Raw genomic sequence first — 18,669 nt, forward strand, 5'->3', positions numbered from 1 at the left:
CTTCCCCCATAACTAAACATAGGCAGAGGAACACCGACTACGGGAGCATACCCTATGGTCATTGAGATATTGACGCCCATGTAGACAAAAATCATAAGAGATATGCCTATTGTGACGACTTTTATGTAGTAGTCATTATGAAAAATACTAAGACTAAATAGGTGCAAAATAAGAATTACGTATATAAGAATAATTCCCAAAGCTCCCAAAAATCCGCTTCTCTCAACAAGAAACGCAAAGATAAAATCACTCGTAGAGATAGGCAAAAAGCGCATTTGCGTCTGTGTTGCCTCATCTTTGGATTTGCCGGTAAGCCCTCCGGAACCTATAGCAATTATGGATTGCTGCACATGGTAAGAGGGTTTTTCACTAAGAAAATCAGTTATTCTTGTTTTTTGATAATCATGGAGCAAAAATTTGTAGGCAACCGGAGAGAAAAGCAGGATTGAGCCGACAATTACTGCCCATATTTTCCAGTAAACACCTACAAAAAAAAGAACGCCATAACCGATAATAAGAAGAATAAGAGCAGTGCCCAAGTCGGGCTCTTTTGCAATTAGAACAAATGGGAGCAGTATGAAAAAACTGATTTTTAAAAAATCTTTTATTTTGTATCCATCTTTTGGCGGCGGATTTTTATGAATAAAGTATGCAAGCATTAAAATAAGAGCCGGTTTTACAAACTCCGATGGCTGAATAGTGGCATTTACAAATGGTATCTCTATCCATCTTTGAGCGCCAAGTCTTGCATGACCGAAAAATTCAACCGCTAAAAGAAGCGCTATATTTATCCAGTAAATAAGAGGAATAACCCAACTCATTCTGCGAATAGGGAGTAAAAATACGCCCAGAAAGACTAAAGATGAGATTCCGACATAAGCAATCTGTTTTTGTGCAAGAGCCGGTACGACTTCATTGATAAGCCAGTTTGAAGTAATTACAAGAGGAATGATGAGTATAATAGAAAAAAAATCAAATTGTGCTAAAATACGTTTATCAATTCTCCACAAATTTGAAACTCCATAAAATTTTAGAAATTGTATCATAAAGGTTAATAATATGAATAATACACAGAGTTATGTTTGCGAGAATCCAGAGCGTTTAGATACATTTTTAACGTCACAAATTGGGCAGAGCCGCTCACAAATCGCCAATTTAATAAAAAAAGAGTGCGTAGAAGTTGAGGGAAAAATAGTCTCTCGCAGCGGCGTTAAACTAAAAGAGAATCAAGTAGTTAAAGTTACTTTTCCGGAACCGGAGGTAAAAGAGGCGCTAGATATTGATTTTAACGTAGAGATACTCTACGAAGATGATGATGTTTTGGTTATAAACAAACCAACCGGACTTACAGTGCATCCCGCACCAAGTGTGAAAGAGGCAACTCTGGTTGACTGGCTGAAACATAAAGGTATCAGACTCTCCACGATAAGCGGAGAAGAGCGTCACGGGATAGTTCACAGACTTGACAAAGGGACAAGCGGAACTATGGTTATAGCGAAGAACAACGCTTCTCATGAGTTTTTATCCGAGCAGCTTCAAGATAAAAGTATGGGAAGATACTACCTGGCAGTCATTGCCCCTCCGCTAAAAGATGATATTACGGAGGTAGAGCTTCCAATCGCCAGAAGTGTTCATAACAGACTTAAGATGGCATGTCTTGAGCATGGGAAGTACGCAAAGACGCAATTTAAGAATCTTGCCCTAAGCAGTGATGAGAAAAACCAATTTATTGCATGTAAGCTCTCTACAGGAAGAACGCATCAGATACGTGTTCATCTCGAAAGTATGAACCGCCATATAGTTGGTGATCATATTTATGCTCAAAGCCCAAAACAGGAGAAGTCGGAACGTATTTTGCTTCATGCATACATAATATACTTTATTCATCCTACGAGTAAAGAGTTACTTACGTTTAGCGTACTGCCTGATGAGCAGATGATGGACTATATAAACAAAAAATTCAATATGGAGCAAATAAATGAAGTTATGGACACTAGTTACATTATGCACGGCTTCCCTACTAATTCTTAGCGGTTGTGCGCTAAAACCTACGCCAAAAAAAGAGGCGGTTATAGATGAGTCTCTGCCTATGGTTAAGCTTACAAAGAACGGGACTATTGTTGACGCGAATGCAATCGCACTTGAGTGGGAACGCATAGAAGACCCGCGTGTAAAGGGTATTTTTATCTATAAAATAAATCTCGATAATGCAAAAGAGAACAAAAATGAGTACTATGATACGGTTGAGAACCGTTTTTCTACGCACTATTTGGATACTAATATAAAGCCGAGTTCAAAATATGGCTACTATTTTAAAACATACAGTGAAACCGCAGAGTCTAGAAAAAGTGATATTACAACAATGACTTCTCTTCCGCCGATGGAGTCTGTAAGCTGGATACACAGTATTGAGAGTATGCCAAGAAGTGCGAAAATAATCTGGAGACCGCATATAAACCAAAAGGTAAAGGCATATGTAGTTCAAAGAAAAACTCTTCAAGAGGATAGTTGGAGGGATATAGCGACGGTTAATGGGCGACTCAATGCTGAGTTTATAGATAAAGATTTAAAAGATAACTTTACATATAAGTACCGCATTCGCGCACTTACTTTTGACAACCTTCTCTCAAATCCTAGCGAAGAGGTCAAAGTTGTTACAAAAGAGCTTCCAAAAGAGATAACTCAGATAACTGCTTCGATGGATCTTCCTAGAAGAATCGAGATAAAGTGGGAGAAGAGTGACACTCCGGATTTTCTGGTTTACAGAGTTTATAGAGCTTCTAATATCAACGGAAGCTATAGTATGGTTATAGACACTAAAAACAACTCTTATGTTGATCTAATAGAAGAGGACGCCAAAGAGTACTTTTACAGAGTTAGCGTTTTTGATAAAGATAAGCTAGAGAGTATTCATAGTAATCACTCTGTTTTGGGTAAGACACTGATCAAGCCAAACACTCCATCAATGGTCGAGGCAAAGCTTATAAAGGGCAAAGTAGTGCTCTCATGGAGTAATTCGGATGCAAGAGTTAAGAGCTACAGTGTGCAAAAGAGATACAAAAAAAGCCTTGTAGAGAGCTCTATAGAAGATTTTGAAAAAATTAAAGGTTTGCAGTTTGTAGATTCTGAGATAGAAGCGGGTAAAACTTACTACTATAGAGTATTTTCAGTTGATGCAAACGGAATAAAGTCAGAGCCGAGCATAGAGATTGCGCTTAATATTGAAGAAGCAGCGCTTGTAAACTCTATAAACAGTGCAGAGAAGATTCCTCAGCAAAAAAGCGAGAGTGTAACAGAACCAAAAGAAGACGTAATTGTTCCATTACAAGATTTTAACTAAAACGAGAATGAATGCCGCATCTACATATAGAAGAGTTTAGGGAGATAGGATTTCCATCAAATAGCGATGGAGTCTCGTTTAATTTTATAGCAGACAATATTAATCATAAAGAGGAGAAGCTAATCTCCACGACTGTAGAAGATGATGAGTTCTTTTTGCTTTTAAAAGAGGAGGAGGGAAGAGTCCTTCTAAAGGTAGACAAGCTCACAAAACCGGCTTCTATATATAATGTGCATAAAGCACTTTTGACCTATGCCAAAGCGGCTGAGTTGAATGTGCTCTCTTCTAATGTGCCCCAAAATCAAAAGAATATCCATCTTCAAGAGGTAACCGCCCTAAAAGAGATAAGTTACTTTGCCGGAAATTTTCCAAAAGATAGAGAGATTAGGATTGAGGTCGGTTTTGGTTCAGGACGACACCTTCTGCATCAAGCCATAAACAATCCTGAGATACTCTTCATCGGTATTGAGATTCATCATCCATCAATTGAGCAGGTTTTAAAACAGATAGCCATAAAAAAACTCCAGAATATTCTTCTGCTTAGTTATGATGCAAGGCTTTTTATGGAGCTTGTTCCTTCAAATATTGTAGAAAAAATTTATGTTCATTTTCCCGTTCCATGGGACAAAAAACCCCATAGAAGAGTAATATCAACTACTTTTATAGAGGAGGCTAGGCGCATACTTAAAATCGGCGGAACTTTAGAGCTTCGTACCGATAGCGAGAACTATTACGCCTACTCTTATGAGACCTTTATCGCATTTAACAAAACTACTCTTCATATAAACAAAAACAGAGATATTGCCATAACGAGTAAGTATGAAGATAGATGGAGAAAGATGGAGAAAAACATCTATGACGTAACTATGATAAACGATGAAGAGTCCCCGGAACTGGAGATAGAGGGAGATTTTGAGTTTCTTGATGTGCATCTCTTGAGTGAAGATATTTTAAAACTTCACAAAAAAGTACAAAAATTTGATGGCGGATTTATGCACCTTGAGAGAACATACGGCCTAAGGGATGGAATTATGGTACGTCTCTCCATGGGTAGTTTTGACAAACCGGAACATCTTTATGTCGTTGTTAGAGGCAAAGAGGCTCATTATTATCCTGCTCTGCCGCTAAAGTCAAAAAGCAATCTGATAGCGCATCAATTTTTAAACAAGGTGCTTCATGGATAAAGTTATAGTAGCCAAAGATTTATCACTGGCATACTCTAGCAGTGAGACTATTATCAACAAGGCTAACTTTTCAATTGACTCGGGGAGCTTTGTTTTTATAACAGGTGCAAGCGGAAGCGGCAAATCAACGCTTTTAAAGTCGCTTTATGGAGCCCTAAAATCAAAAAGCGGCTCTTTGATAGTTGGAGGGGTTGAACTCAAAGGCGTCTCGCGCTCAAGACTTAACTTTTTAAGACGCCATATCGGGATAGTTTTTCAAGACTATAAACTTATAAAAGAGTGGACAATCGACAAAAACATTATGCTTCCTCTTCTTATTAACGGCTATGTAAAGAGCGTTGCAAATAACCAGGTTGACAAACTACTAAAACATGTAAGGCTGAATCATCAGTCGGGCAAGTTTCCACTCGAACTCAGCGGTGGCGAACAGCAAAGAGTTGCAATGGCAAGAGCACTTGCTCATAATCCTGTTCTAATTTTGGCAGATGAGCCTACGGGAAACCTTGATGAGTACTCCTCAGAGCTTATTTGGAATCTCTTGGAGGGTGCAAACACCCAGCTAAACACTACCGTCATTGTCGTAACGCACAACATTCCAAAGACGCTTCGCGTTGAGTACAAACATTTTCATATAGAGTATGGGAGTATTCATGAAGTCTGTTAAAAATCACTTCTCACTTGTAATAGCACTTTTGAGCATACTCTTCTCAATGCAGGCCTATCTTATAGCTGAACGCTCCATTGAGGCGTATAAAGTAAATCTTGCCAATAACTACTCCGTTATAGCAGTTAGTACAAAAGAGTTGCAGCACAGCGAGATACTGGCAATAAACAGCATAATCGCAGCTGCAAAAGAGCTTTCGCCGGATTCGGTTATAGATAGGCTCAGTAGTGATATGAAAAGTTCTAATGTCGAGCTTTTAAAGCTCATCATGCCTAAGTTTTATAAACTAAGCCTAACGCACTATCCAACTCCTGGTGAGGTTAAAAGTCTAAGAAACGATCTGCTTAAAAACAGCTCAATAAAAAAAGTAGAAGATTTTTCACACACGCATGATACGACCTATAAGCTTCTCACGCTCTTTAAAAACGTAGTTGCTCTTTTTGCCGTTGTCGTGCTTGTGGTTACGGTTTTGTTAATTATAAAAGAGCTTAGAATCTGGCAGTATAAACACAATGAGAGAATGAGCATTATGGGGCTTTTTGGCGCTGCATTATGGCTTCGTTCAGCGGTTTTATTTAGGCTTGCTATCGTTGATGCACTTATTGCAAGCGTTTTGGCATTTGGAGTCTTTGTCTATCTCTCATCATCTCCTTTTGTTTTAGAGCAGTTTAATAACATTGGAATCAGTATAGTTATATTTGATCAAGTAGATGATTTTATGCTTATTTTGGGAGTCGCTATGTCTATATCTATTATTCTTGCTTCTCTAATCGTTTTGGGGCATAAGGAAGAGGCATGATTCGTCTGTTTTTACTCTTTTCATTAGCATATTTGTGCTTAGATGCAAAAACGAGCGTGGATACTAAAATAGCAAAAACAAGCTCTGAAATAAGCTCTTTTGCAAAAACGCAAGAAGATATAAACAAAAAAATGAACGAAACCGCTCAGGCGATAATAAAGCAAAGAAGAGAGATTGCGCAACAGCAGGAGCATCTTAAGCGGCTTAAAGAGGAGCTCTTGGAGAAAGAGGGGAGCTACGGTGAGAACGCAAAAGAGCTTGAAGAGTTAAAGAGTTCTCAGCAGAATCTCAAAAAGGAGACGCAGGAGCTTGAAGAGGAGCTTGTCTTTAGCATAGCGCAAAGCGTCTCCCTCTCCATTATACTTGAAGAGGAGTACAGTGCCAGCGCTGAGTCCATGATGGAGTATGAAGTTTTAGAGTTGATGCTTAAAGCGGCAAAAGAGAAGATAAAAGAGCTTAACGAAAAATTTTATAATAATTCAAAAAGTATAGAAGTGCTAAACGACAAAGTAAGCTCGCTCGAAGCTGCCATAAAAAATATTGACGACAAAAGAAAAGAGCTGTTACTTACTCAAAAAGAGAATGAAGCTTCGCTTAAAAAGCTTGAGGTCGCAAAAGCATCTTACAAAAAGAAGCTAAAAGAGGTCTTTAATAAGCAGGATATGCTAAAGAAAACTCTCTCGCAGTTAAATATTATAAAGATAGATGAGATAAAAAAGGCGCAGGAAGAGGCAGCAAGAAAAGAGGCTTTTGATGCAAAAGATATTGTTGGCGATAAAGATCTTCCAGATGTAAAAAGTCATGGAAGCAGTTATCAGGAGGCAAAGACAAAAAACTATACCGGTCAAAAAACAATAGCGCCGTTTGAACCTTACAAAATCACAAAAAAGTATGGAACATATACCGACCCGATCTACGGCATAAAAGTCTTTAATGAGTCAATATCGCTGCAACCGAGTGAAAGAAATACAAAAGTAAAAACGGTCTTTAACGGTAAAGTTATATTTGCAGACAAAACGCCGATTCTTGATAATATCGTTATTGTTGAGCATGATGATGGATTGCATACAATATATGCAAATCTATCTCAGATAGCTCCCGATATTCAAAAAGGCAAAAGAATCAAAAAGGGCTACACGATAGGGCGCGTAAGCGATGAGTTGATTTTTGAGGTTACGCAGAAGTCATTTCATATAAATCCTATAGGGCTCTTTCAGTAGGCTAGAGATTAACGTTAGCTATTAATTTTAGGTATAATTGCAAAAAAAATTTTAGGTATGTGAAAAAATGAACTTTATTCAAACCCGCGGATGCGATGAAAACAGTCCCAAAAGTGTTACATTCTCAGAGGCAATCTTAAGTCCCATAGCTTCATTCGGCGGTCTTTACGTTCCCGAGAGTCTACCGGAGCTTGGAGAGAGTTTTTTAACCAAACATCTAAACTCTTCATACAAAGAGCTGGCATTTGATGTTTTAGAACATTTTGAGATAGATATAGATAGAGGCGTTATTAAAGATGCCCTAAACCTCTATGATAAGTTTGATAATCCTGCAAATCCGGTACCAGTGGTAAAAGTAAAAGAGGATCTCTATATCAGCGAGCTCTACCATGGACCGACCCGCGCATTTAAAGATATGGCGCTTCAGCCATTTGGTATAGTTCTCTCCTCAATTGCGCAAAAAAGAGGAGAGAACTATCTTATTCTTGCTGCAACAAGCGGTGATACGGGTCCCGCAGCACTAGAAACTTTTAAAAACAGAGCGAACGTTCAAGTAGCATGTCTATATCCTGAGGGCGGAACCAGTGATGTGCAGAGACTTCAGATGGTAACAGAAGATGCAAAAAACTTGAAGGTTATCGGAATAAACGGTGTTTTTGATGATGCACAAAATGCACTTAAGAGACTTCTCTCTTCTAGTGAATTTAAAAAGGCACTCAAAGAGAAAAACATACTGCTATCGGCTGCAAACTCCGTAAACTTCGGGCGTATTATTTTTCAGATTATCTATCATATCCACAGCTACTTGGAGCTTGTTCGTCAAAGTGCTATAACTATGGGCGAGAAAGTTTACCTAAATGTACCAAGCGGAAATTTTGGAAACGCTTTGGGCGCATACTATGCGTGGAAGATGGGACTTCCTGTTGAAAAAATCATCATCTCCTCAAATGAGAATAATGTTTTAACTAAGCTTATTAAAACAGGAAAGTATGACTTAAGAGACTCTCATGTAGTAAATACGACATCCCCTGCGATGGATATACTAAAGTCATCAAATGTTGAGAGAATTTTGTATGATATGTTCGGATATAAGAGAACAAAAGAGTTGATGCAGAGCCTTGAAGAGAGTAGCTTTTACGAGTTGACATCTGAGGAGTTGGCATATCTTCAAAAAAGTTTTGATGCGGATTTCTGCAACGGAGACGAGGGTAAAAAGTATATAAAAGATACTTTCTATAAAAACGGTTACCTGATGGACCCTCACACCGCAACATGTATGAAATCTTATGAGACATGCACAAAAGAGAGCATAAAAACAATTGCGTACTCGACGGCAGAGTGGACAAAGTTCTCTCCTGTTATCGCAAATGCATTAACGGGTGAAATCGATGGCGAGGATTTAAAGGCTCTTGTTTCTATCTCTAAAGAGGCGAACTTGAAAATACCGGAGATGATAAGAGAGCTCTTTAGCAAGAAGGTTGTTCAAGATACTGTTATAGAAAAAGAGGATATAGAAAAAGAGATTTTGAAATTCCTCTAGTTTCCTTATTTTGATAATTCAACCGCTTTTTTATATGCCTGCTCGATTGCATTCATGCATGAAGCTCTGACATTTCCATCCTCAAGAGCACCGTAGCCCGCTGCAGTTGTTCCTCCGGGGCTCATGACAGCGTCCTTTAATAGAGCCGGATGAACCTCTTGTATAAGTTCTCCAAATCCTGCAAAAAGACCGCGCATAGTAGCCATTGCATCGGCTCTTTTCATCCCTTGTTTTACCGCTCCATCAGCCAGTGCTTCGGCAATAAGCGTAAGATATGCAGGACCGCTCCCTGCCAATCCCGTTGCGATGTCAAGCTCTTTTTCGCTTCCAAGCCAAAGAGTCTCCCCGATTGCGCCAAGCAGCTCCTTTGCCTCATCTTTGTATGCCTCATCTCCCGTTAGCGTGGTCATGGATCTGCCTACGCTTGCAGCGAGGTTTGGCATACTTCTTACAACAGCGTGAGGATTTAGATTTTGTTTTATTTTTTGGACTGTCACTCCGGCAAGAACAGAGTAGATGATTTTTGCTCTTCCTTTTACTCTAGCGGCGACCTCTTCAACATTTGCGGGTTTTACGCATAGTATGACAGTTTTGCCCTCTATATCAGAATCATTCATTAAAATTTTTTCTATTTTAACGCCCACCTCACTTTCAAACTTATTTAGTTTTTCTAAGTCTCTACCGACAACTTCTAGTTTATAGTTTTCTTTAAGCCCTTTGGCAATGCTTAATGCCATATTCCCGTTGCCGATAAAAGTGATAGTTTTCATCAAAGTGCCTTTATTTTTTTATGGTAGTATAGCATTAACATATAAAATATAAAAGGAGAGATAATGGAACAATTTTTAGCAGAGGCAAAACAAGCGAGCAGGGTGTTAAGTACTCTAAGCGGGGCGGAAAAAAATAGAATTTTGAGAGAGATGGCAAAAGGACTAAGAGCAAATACGATGGAGCTCATCGAAGCAAATGCAAAAGATATGTCTGATGGCAAAAAGAATGAGCTCTCATCCGCATTGATGGACAGACTCTATCTGGATGAGAAGCGTATTGATGCGATGGCTGTCGCAATAGAGGATATAGCGGCACTTAAAGAGCCTGTAGGACGCGTTCTTGATGGCTGGGTAACTGAGGATGGATTAAAGATAGAAAAGGTCTCTATCCCTATCGGCGTTATTGGAATCATCTACGAATCTCGACCAAATGTTACAAGCGATACTGCAGCACTCTGTTTTAAAAGTTCAAATGTCTGTGTTTTAAAGGGCGGAAAAGAGGCTGAGAACTCAAATAACGCAATCGCGAAGATACTTCAGAGCGTTTTAGAGAGAAACAACCTTCCAAAATCACTCGTATCACTTATTCCCGACTCCTCAAGAGAGGGAGTTGCCAAACTTATCAAGATGGACAAATATGTTGATCTTATTATTCCTCGCGGCGGGGCAGGGCTTATAAAGTATGTGAGCGAAAATGCGACGGTAAGCGTTGTCAAGCACGATAAAGGGCAGTGCCACACATATATAGACAAAGATGCCATTATGGAGGATGCTATCAAAATTGCCATCAATGCAAAAGTTCAAAGACCGGGTGTTTGTAATGCCATGGAGACGCTTCTAGTCGATAGTGCCGTGGCAAAAGAGGCACTGCCGCTCTTAAAAGTAGAGTTTGACAAAGCTCATACCGAGTTAAAAGGGTGTAAGCGGACTCAGGCGATTATAGATGTGGCAAATGCGACTGATGAGGATTACGATACAGAGTATCTTGCGAATATACTAAACATAAAAGTAGTAGATGGTGTTGAGGGTGCGATTGAGCATATTGTAAGATTCTCTTCAGGGCACTCTGAGGCTATTATCACTCAAAACGTAACCGCTGCGGAGGAGTTTTTAAATGCTATTGATGCGGCAGCCGTTTATCTCAATGCTTCAACAAGATTTACGGATGGCGGATCATTTGGCTTTGGTGCGGAGGTCGGTATTAGTACAAACAAACTTCACGCACGTGGTCCAATGGGAATCGAAGGGCTTACAACATATAAGTTTAAAATATACGGAAGCGGACAAATAAGATAAATATCTCTTCATTGTTGATACAAATCAACGCTATAAATTTATATATTAAATATAATTTACTCATATAAATTAAGAAGGAGTTTAAATGTCACTTATTCCAAATGATGCTTCAAAGATAGAAGTTACCGGTGCGACGGTAGATTTTTATAAAGTAGAGAAAGATGGTGAGAGTACTTACTATTTTGATACCTCAAAATGCGGTCCGCCGGATCCAATGGTAAACGCTGTGTGCGGATTGAAGCTTATAAAAGGAACAGATGACAAGTTGGTTATGATTAACCACAAGGCACCTGGAGGACTTTTCTCAAAACTAGGCGATGATGTCTCATATGAGATACAAGAGGCTCCTGAGGGGTTGGTAAAAATAGTTTTCACAAGCAACGGCTCATCTCAAGCAGCAACAGATCTTGAAAATATAAGTCACTAGCAGTATATGTTCTCAATATCACAAGACTTTGCCCCTCCATTTAAACTTATCTCTCCATTTTTTATATTAGGGAGCCTGTTTTATCTGCTATCGGTCATATTTCTCTTTTTCTTCTCGGTAGATAATCTGTCAATGTTGGATACAAAAGTATTAAGTTTTGTCCATCTATTTTTGCTCGGTTTTGTTATGATGACAATTTTTGGTGCAATGGCGCAGTTAGTGCCAGTTGTGCTTGAGGTTGGGCACTTTGGGGTTGAACTCTTCTATGCGATATGGCCTCTACTTGCCATAGGTACAATAATGATGGCATTCGGGTTTGTGGGCTATCCGACACTTCTGCCTTTTGGCGGAACAGTCGTTTTAATAGCCATGATGATATTTGTGATGGAGATATTTCTAACGATAAAAAAGGTCAAGAAGTTTAATCTTGTCATTAGCAGTATGCTTATAGCAAATATATTTCTCTTTTTTGGAGTCATATTTGGTCTTGTGATGGCTCTTGGATACGCTGGAATGGTAAATATTGATATAAATGCACTGCTCAAGGGGCATGTGTTTTTAGTCATTGTAGGATACATAGTTGTTACTATAATGGGGCTCTCAGTCGTGTTACTTCCTATGTTTGGACTCTCTCACGGCTTTAGTAAAAAGCCTCTTGAGATCTCTGTAGCACTTGTGAGTCTCGCTGTCATCTCTGTTGTGCTCTCATCATTAAGCGGTGTTGCGCTGCTTGGTTATGGAGGCTATGCGCTGGCATCCGTAGGATTGCTGATATACTTCTACTTTATATATACTATACACAAAACTAGAGCAAGAAAAGAGATTGATATTTATGCAAAATCGCTTCTATTTGCATATTTTTCTCTGATTGCATCGCTGGTATTGGCTTTAGTATATTTAGGTATCGGTTATGAGCCGCTGCTCTTAGCATCTGCATGGATGATGTTCTTTGGTTTTTTTGCTTTTGTTATTACTGGGCATATGTATAAAATCATTCCGTTTCTTGTCTGGTTTGAGAGGTTTTCCCCACTTGTGGGAAAGCAAAAGGTACCGATGTTAGCAGATATGCTTCCCATAAAGAGCTCTTCTGCTCAGCTTCTGTTTTGTGCTTTGGGTGTTGTCGTTATAGCGGCAGCTATTTTACTTCAAGAGGAAGTTCTCTTAAAAGCCGGAGCCTCATTTTTACTGATGGGTGCTTTGGCTCTGGTAAGAAACGTCTTTTATATGATCAATTATAAATAATAATACTTTGTAGTTCTCGAAAAACCTGTTTTTCGTAGCTTCAGGGGGTTGTAGGGACTTTAGTCCCTGCCACCTAAAACGGACGCGTTCGTTTTAATGCGTAACATCAATAAAATAAAAGGATAAAAAAATGTATACAAAAGAAGAACTATTTTTAGCAATATCTACAGTCATAGACCCTGAGGTCGGTTTTAACCTTGTAGAGATGGGGCTTATTTATGACGCTTCATGTGATGAAGAGGGAAATGCGTATGTAAAGATGACGCTCTCTACAAAAGCGTGCCCTATGCATCAGCTTATCCAACAGTGGGTAAAAGAGGCTGTGAAGAAGATGGCAGGGATAAAGAGTGTAGAGATCGATTTAGTTTGGGAGCCTGAGTGGAATATCACTATGGCTGAAGCGCATGTAAAAAAAGCTCTAAGCCGCTAACGTATACTCTTTGATAGCTTCGCAAACTTTTTCAATAGACCTCTTGTACTTCTTCAAGTTGCTTATATAGGTTAAGTCTGAAGGGTTGGCGATACTATTTTTTAGTTCAAGCGCGATTTCGTGCAGATTCTCCGCCCCGATGTTTGCCGCTACACCCGATATATCTAGGAGCAGTTTATCGGCATCTATACCGTTTGTCCCATTTATATGCTCTTGAAGTGTCTCTGCAGAGTCGGAGTATTTTAATAGAAAATCATTGAGTATTTCAAGGTAGAACTCTTTGTCTCCCCCGCATATCTCTAGACCCTTATTCATGTCAAATTCGGCACTCTCTTGAGATGGTTTAGGAGTTTTTTGTGACTCCTCACCCGTTGTATAAATATATAAAATATCATATAGGGCATCCATTTTAAGAGGTTTTTCCAGATGCGCTTCCATGCCGACATTGAGCATATTTCTAACATCGTCTGGCGCAGTATCGCCGCTGAGTGCAACAATTGGAATGTGTTCATAGTTTGGATTTTTTCTAATAAGTCTTGTTGCTTGAAAGCCGTCTATTGTTGGCATATGAGCATCCATGAAAATTACTGCAAAATCTCTGTCATTTTCTAAGATATTCAACGCTTCTTGACCATCGTTCGCAATAGTAATATCTATGCCGGAGGTGGAGAGAAGCCCGGCTATAACTTTTTGATTTATTATATTGTCTTCGGCGATGAGTATTCTTGTACCTTTAAAATTGGCAAAGTCATCTTTTGTAATTTTATCATGGGGAAGAAGCTCTCGCTTTTTTCTATTTACACGGGTTGGAGCAGCAGTCTCAATAGGAGCTGTTTCTATCTCCTGCGCACTGGGTTGTTCCTCTTTATACTCAGGTTGCTCTTCTTTTATTTTTACAGAAGGCTCAGGCTCTTTATCCTCTTCCTTGGCTAAAGCAACTGCTTTGTTTTTTGAACTCTTTAAAAGGAGAACTACTGTTATAAGAGTTGCTACGACAATTAATCCTATTAGTTCTATATAATATTGACTTATTATTGTTTGCATATTAGAGCTCTTTTTTTCTTTATCATACTGTAATAAAAATTAAACTTTACAAAAGTTAATGTATAATTATAGTAAAAATAATATAGGTCTTAAATGCAAATTATTCCACATGTTCCGGTTTTATACGCGCAGGTACTCGAAGCCTTCAGTGATATAGAAAATGGGGTAATTATAGACTGTACGATGGGGTACGGCGGGCACTCATCGATGATACTTGAAGCAAATCCCAATATCAAGCTTATTGCAATAGACCAAGACCAGAGTGCAATCGATTTTTCAACTTCAAGACTAGATCCTTATAAAGAGAGAGTCGAGATAAAAAAAGGGCGCTTCTCCACCGTCATCAAAGAGATTCTCAAAGAGCATGACATTAAAGAGATTAGAGGTGTTTTGGCGGACATTGGAGTCTCATCTCTGCAGCTTGACCAAAAAGAGAGAGGCTTCTCTTTTTCTAGCGATAACCTTGACATGAGAATGGACACGGATGCGCAACTGAGTGCGGCAGAGGTCGTAAACGAGTACTCTCAAGCTGACCTTGAGAGAATTTTGCTTGAGTATGGGGAGCTTAGAAACTACAAAAAAATAGCCTCTTTTATAGTAAACAACCGCCCCTTCTCATCCGCAAAAGAGTTAAGCGAAGCCCTGAAACATCTTATGCCAACGGGAAAAAAGATTCATCCCGCAACACTTCTCATGCAGGCTATTCGCATAGAGGTGAACAACGAATTAGGCGAGCTAAACTCCCTTTTAGACACAATAGAAGAGGCAAAATTTCCAAATGCAAAAATAGCGATTATCTCTTTTCACTCGTTAGAGGACAGAATAGTCAAAAATAGCTTTGTACGCTGGAGAGAGAGCTGTGTCTGCCCAAAAGAGGCGATGAGATGTACATGCAGCAATGATTACTCGTACGGCAAAATCCTAACCAAAAAACCTATTACGGCAGAAGATGATGAACTAAAGGCAAATCCTAGAAGCAGAAGCGCAAAACTAAGAGTATTTCAGACGGATAGCAAAGCATGAGTGAGAAAACAGAGCTTTTAAATGAAGTAGATTTAGTTCTCAATCCAAAAAAAGGTGTAGATTTAAACCACCTTCTGTATGTTCTGCTTGGCATAACATTTGCCGCTGTTGTGCTCTTTCCTAAAATATATATTCAGCAGCAGATTTACTTTAAAAGCAGGGATATATCAAAACTAAAAAGCGAGTATGATACGCTAAAAGAGGAGAACAGGCTTATAAAAAGCTCTGTTGAGTCTATTAGATTTAAAAATCAAGTACTTGATACTATATTTTAAAGAGGTTCGATGATTCGACGTTTTTTAGAGTTTGCAATAGATAAACCGCTGCTCAACCATATTTTACTCACATTTATTTTTGTTCTCTCCATATTTGCATATGTCAATATCCCAAAAGAGATATTTCCTCCTATGAACATGGACAAAGTCACCATAGCCGGTGGATACGTCGGAACTTCTGCCGATGTGCTTGACAAGATGGTCGTAAAAACCATAGAGGATGACCTTCAAAACATTAGTGAACTTGACATTATAAAAACGACCATAAAAAATGGCTCTTTTTCTATCATAGCGGATATAAAACCGGGTTCTGACAATGCGAATGTTTTAAATGATGTAAAAGATATTCTAAGCAGCGTAAAAAAAGATCTGCCCGCAGACATGGCAGAACCGATTGCAAAGATACAGCTGCACAACTTTCCTCTCGCACTTGTGGCATTGGCGGGCGATAGACCAAAAGAGGAGCTACTGCAAAGAGCGGAGGAGCTAAAGAGCGAGCTGAGCAAACTTAAAGAGCTTAGCGAAATCACTATTCGCGGTGATGCCGAAGAGGAGCTTGTCATAAAGATTAACGAGCAGAAAGTTTTGGCGTTTGGTCTGCAGCCTGCTTTAGCGGTAGAGGCGTTAAGAAACATCAGCTCAATCTTTCCCATAGGAACCATTAAAGACAGAGGCTCTCATCTTTACATCTCAACCTATAACGGAGAGAAAAATAAAGTAGATATTGAGAGTACGGTTATAAATGTAGGCGGTTCTAGGGTTCTAATAGGCGACATTGCGGATGTCTCTTTTAGACTTAGTGATGAGACGGAACTTTCACACTACAACGGCGTTAGAAATATATCCATAAACGTAGCAAAAGCAAAAGATGGAAATGCAATAGAGCTTGTAAAGAAGGTTAGAGCCCTTTTGAAGGAGAGCCAAAAGCTTCATCCTGAGCTGCAGTATGAGATATATGCAGATACATCGGTGTGGATTAAAAACCGTTTAAATACCGTTTTTGCAAATATAACTTTTGGACTTATGCTTGTCTTTTTGGCAATGCTTATCTTTATAAACCGCGGCATAGCATTTGTTGTTGCCATCGGAATCCCTCTTAGTTTTATGATAGGGCTTATAGCCACCGAGATTATGGGAGACAGCTTAAATATGCTCTCACTTTTAGGGGCACTCATAGCTCTTGGTATGCTAGTTGATGAAGCCATAGTCGTTGCCGAGAATATCTACCGGCACCTAGAGGAGGGGATGGATAGAAGAGAAGCCGCAATAGTCGGAGCGCAGGAGATGTTTCCGGCAGTTTTAACCGCTACGCTTACAACTGTTTTTGCATTTTTACCTATGCTTCTGCTCAGCGGCGAAATGGGAATGTTTATAAAAATTATTCCTATCATGATAACCGTACTGCTCCTCTCATCACTCTTCGAGGCGTTTTATTTCTTGCCGCTTCACGCGCACGACTTTTTAAAAGTATCGCACAGTGAGAGTGCAACAAGAAAAATCTGGAAAAAACTTACCTCTTGGCACAGTAAAATTCTTCATTTTGCTTTTAGAAGAAAGTGGATCTCTTTGATAGTTATGGTTGTGACTATCTTATCTTTAACAGCCGTTATGATTAAAAACTCAAAATTTCAACTCTTTCCTGATTTTGATACGACTCAGATTTATGTCTACGGAAAGGTAAATGTAAACAACGAGCTTGAAGATACCGAAATGATTGTTACAGAGCTTGAGAGAGAACTTTTAAAAAATATAAAAGGCGATGATATCTCCTCCATCACATCGGTAATCGGTTTTAAGCTTGATGCCAAAAATATGGTTGAGACGGGAGAGCATCTTTTTCATATCTTTATAGATTTGAGTGAACGCGCCGCCGACAATGCTTTTGATGAGTATATTAGCCCATATCTTTCAATCGAGTACGATAAAGATATCTTAAAAAGACAAAGAGACGCAAGAGAGATTGCAAAAGATGTTGAGAGAGTTGTGGAGCCCTTTAGAACTCTTAAAGAGAGAGGAAACATTACCTATGAAGAGCTTGTCGTAAAGGTTCCGGGAGCCGGCGTTATTGCCTCAGATGTTGAGATAAGCTTAAGCGCAAATGATGAGCAAAAAACAATGCAGGGCATAAAAGAGCTTGAAGAGGCGCTAAGAGCCGTTGATGGTGTAAACAATATCTCAAACGATGCAACGCTTGGCGAAAAAGAGCTGAAACTGCGTGTAAACGAGTATGGACAGCAGCTAGGCTTTAATGAGGAGCTGATATCAAAAGAACTTAGAGCGTACTACCTTAAAGGCGAGTACGGCAAGATGTTCAACGATAGCGGGCTTGTCCGCATAAAGATAGAGAGCGGCGTAAATGAGCAGATAAACTCCATAGACAGCATAGAGGTTAAGGTTCCTTCCAGCGATACTTTTGTTTTGCTAAAAGATGTTTGCGACTTTATTATAACTCAAGGATTTGTAGCTCTTCAAAAAGAGAACGGAGTAAGGATAAGAACGGTAGTTGCGTCCATAGATAAGAAGATTGTTACATCTGCTGAGGTCATGAAAAAACTTGAACCTACATTCTCGAAATTAAATAGTGACGGCTATAAACTTGATATAAAAGGAGAGGAGAAAGAAAACGCAAAAAACAAAAGAGAGCTGATGCAGTCAGCACTTATAGCAATCTTTTTGATTTTTATAACCCTTGTTTGGCTTTTTGACTCCATTAAAAAATCTCTCATCGTCATAAGCACAATACCGCTTGTTTTGCTGGGAGTATTCTTCGGTCACATGGTCATGGGAATCAACCTAACAATGCCGGGAATGATAGGAGTAGTAGGACTTGCAGGCGTTGTTGTTAATGACGGACTTATCGTAGTAAATTTCATAAAAAATGCAACAAACACAGAAGAGCTAATGAAGCAGGCACAAAAAAGATTAAGACCGATTTTACTAACATCGCTTACAACAGTTCTTGGACTATCAACACTTATATTTTTTGCTTCAGGACAAGCTATGATACTCCAGCCAATGGCAATATCTCTAGGTTTTGGAATAGCATGGGCAACTGTTTTAAACCTGATTTATGTACCGCTTCTATATGCAGTAGTTTTTAAAATCAAAGATGCGCAAATATCAGAAAAATCTAAGGTGGTCTAAAGTATAATTCCGACCTACAAAGCAATCGCCTTTCTAGAAACAGTGGGTTCTTAGCTCAGTTGGTTAGAGCCCCCCGCTCATAACGGGGTGGTCGAGTGTTCAAGTCACTCAGAACCCACCATTGTGAAACTCCCTCAACAACGAACTTTCAAAGAAAATTCAAACTCTTAAACTGTAATCATAAAACACTAGGTATTCTCTTGGGTATTCCCTTAATCGACTTAATGAAAAATTTGGGTGCGTAAATAATCACTTTTTCTTATAACACACA

At 39.2% G+C, this 18,669-nt stretch carries 17 protein-coding genes and 1 tRNA gene; 15 read left to right on the forward strand and 3 right to left on the reverse strand.

Annotated features, from left to right (window positions below):
• The coding region (locus tag IBX42_RS07490; protein ID WP_294931109.1) for an FtsW/RodA/SpoVE family cell cycle protein at positions 1-1,010 on the reverse strand (1,010 nt) is incomplete at its 3' end.
• Positions 1,011-1,059: 49 nt separating this feature from the next.
• On the opposite strand from IBX42_RS07490, the gene IBX42_RS07495 reads away from it, so the two are divergent.
• The 7 genes from IBX42_RS07495 (at position 1,060) to thrC (ending at position 8,747) form a co-directional block, all read left to right on the forward strand.
• Positions 1,060-2,031, forward strand: coding sequence for an RluA family pseudouridine synthase (locus IBX42_RS07495; protein WP_294931112.1), 972 nt, complete (start codon positions 1,060-1,062; stop codon positions 2,029-2,031).
• Positions 1,979-3,340, forward strand: a complete 1,362-nt coding sequence (locus IBX42_RS07500; protein ID WP_294931115.1) for a hypothetical protein — start codon at positions 1,979-1,981, stop codon at positions 3,338-3,340. Before IBX42_RS07495 ends, IBX42_RS07500 begins: the two co-directional genes overlap by 53 nt.
• A gap of 11 nt (positions 3,341-3,351) precedes the next feature.
• Positions 3,352-4,524 carry a tRNA (guanosine(46)-N7)-methyltransferase TrmB gene (trmB, locus tag IBX42_RS07505; protein WP_294931118.1) on the forward strand — a complete coding sequence of 391 codons (1,173 nt, stop codon included), beginning with the start codon at positions 3,352-3,354 and terminating at the stop codon, positions 4,522-4,524.
• On the forward strand, positions 4,517-5,188 hold the full coding sequence (locus tag IBX42_RS07510) for an ABC transporter ATP-binding protein (protein WP_294931121.1): 672 nt from the start codon (positions 4,517-4,519) through the stop codon (positions 5,186-5,188). Before trmB ends, IBX42_RS07510 begins: the two co-directional genes overlap by 8 nt.
• Positions 5,175-5,987, forward strand: coding sequence for a cell division protein FtsX (locus IBX42_RS07515; RefSeq protein WP_294931124.1), 813 nt, complete (start codon positions 5,175-5,177; stop codon positions 5,985-5,987). The genes IBX42_RS07510 and IBX42_RS07515 overlap by 14 nt, the downstream gene beginning before the upstream one ends.
• On the forward strand, positions 5,984-7,207 hold the full coding sequence (locus tag IBX42_RS07520; RefSeq protein WP_294931126.1) for a peptidoglycan DD-metalloendopeptidase family protein: 1,224 nt from the start codon (positions 5,984-5,986) through the stop codon (positions 7,205-7,207). Before IBX42_RS07515 ends, IBX42_RS07520 begins: the two co-directional genes overlap by 4 nt.
• Before the next feature lie 67 nt (positions 7,208-7,274).
• A complete protein-coding gene (thrC, locus tag IBX42_RS07525; protein ID WP_294931128.1) occupies positions 7,275-8,747 on the forward strand; it encodes a threonine synthase in 1,473 nt (490 codons plus the stop codon).
• A gap of 5 nt (positions 8,748-8,752) precedes the next feature.
• Here the strand turns inward: thrC and IBX42_RS07530 are convergent, their stop codons facing one another.
• Entirely contained in the window at positions 8,753-9,517 is a 765-nt protein-coding gene (locus IBX42_RS07530) for a pyrroline-5-carboxylate reductase (protein WP_294931131.1), read from the reverse strand.
• Between the two features lie 63 nt (positions 9,518-9,580).
• Between IBX42_RS07530 and IBX42_RS07535 the strand changes: the two genes are divergently transcribed.
• The 4 genes from IBX42_RS07535 to IBX42_RS07550 all read left to right on the forward strand — a co-directional run bounded on the left by IBX42_RS07535 (position 9,581) and on the right by IBX42_RS07550 (position 12,912).
• The gene (locus tag IBX42_RS07535; RefSeq protein WP_294931134.1) at positions 9,581-10,813 is read left to right on the forward strand and encodes a glutamate-5-semialdehyde dehydrogenase; all 1,233 of its coding nucleotides are present in this window, start codon (positions 9,581-9,583) and stop codon (positions 10,811-10,813) included.
• Positions 10,814-10,898: 85 nt separating this feature from the next.
• Positions 10,899-11,240: a hypothetical protein gene (locus IBX42_RS07540; RefSeq protein ID WP_294931137.1), complete on the forward strand. Its 342-nt coding sequence runs from the start codon at positions 10,899-10,901 to the stop codon at positions 11,238-11,240.
• A 186-nt stretch (positions 11,241-11,426) separates the two neighbouring features.
• A complete protein-coding gene (locus IBX42_RS07545; RefSeq protein WP_294931140.1) occupies positions 11,427-12,482 on the forward strand; it encodes a hypothetical protein in 1,056 nt (351 codons plus the stop codon).
• 130 nt (positions 12,483-12,612) lie between these two features.
• The gene (locus IBX42_RS07550) at positions 12,613-12,912 is read left to right on the forward strand and encodes a metal-sulfur cluster assembly factor (protein WP_294931142.1); all 300 of its coding nucleotides are present in this window, start codon (positions 12,613-12,615) and stop codon (positions 12,910-12,912) included.
• Here the strand turns inward: IBX42_RS07550 and IBX42_RS07555 are convergent.
• Positions 12,901-13,956: a response regulator gene (locus tag IBX42_RS07555; protein ID WP_294931144.1), complete on the reverse strand. Its 1,056-nt coding sequence runs from the start codon at positions 13,954-13,956 to the stop codon at positions 12,901-12,903. The two genes, IBX42_RS07550 and IBX42_RS07555, sit on opposite strands and share 12 nt — an antisense overlap.
• Before the next feature lie 93 nt (positions 13,957-14,049).
• Between IBX42_RS07555 and rsmH the strand changes: the two genes are divergently transcribed.
• The 4 genes from rsmH (at position 14,050) to IBX42_RS07575 (ending at position 18,519) form a co-directional block, all read left to right on the forward strand.
• Positions 14,050-14,979: a 16S rRNA (cytosine(1402)-N(4))-methyltransferase RsmH gene (gene rsmH / locus IBX42_RS07560; protein ID WP_294931147.1), complete on the forward strand. Its 930-nt coding sequence runs from the start codon at positions 14,050-14,052 to the stop codon at positions 14,977-14,979.
• Entirely contained in the window at positions 14,976-15,254 is a 279-nt protein-coding gene (locus IBX42_RS07565; RefSeq protein WP_294931150.1) for a hypothetical protein, read from the forward strand. Before rsmH ends, IBX42_RS07565 begins: the two co-directional genes overlap by 4 nt.
• A 9-nt stretch (positions 15,255-15,263) precedes the next feature.
• Positions 15,264-18,398 carry an efflux RND transporter permease subunit gene (locus IBX42_RS07570; RefSeq protein ID WP_294931153.1) on the forward strand — a complete coding sequence of 1,045 codons (3,135 nt, stop codon included), beginning with the start codon at positions 15,264-15,266 and terminating at the stop codon, positions 18,396-18,398.
• Positions 18,399-18,442: 44 nt separating this feature from the next.
• Positions 18,443-18,519, forward strand: a tRNA-Ile gene (locus IBX42_RS07575).
• Positions 18,520-18,669 lie beyond the last annotated feature (150 nt).

Source organism: Sulfurimonas sp., from assembly GCF_014859695.1.
In the GTDB taxonomy this organism is placed as follows: Bacteria; Campylobacterota; Campylobacteria; order Campylobacterales; family Sulfurimonadaceae; genus Sulfurimonas.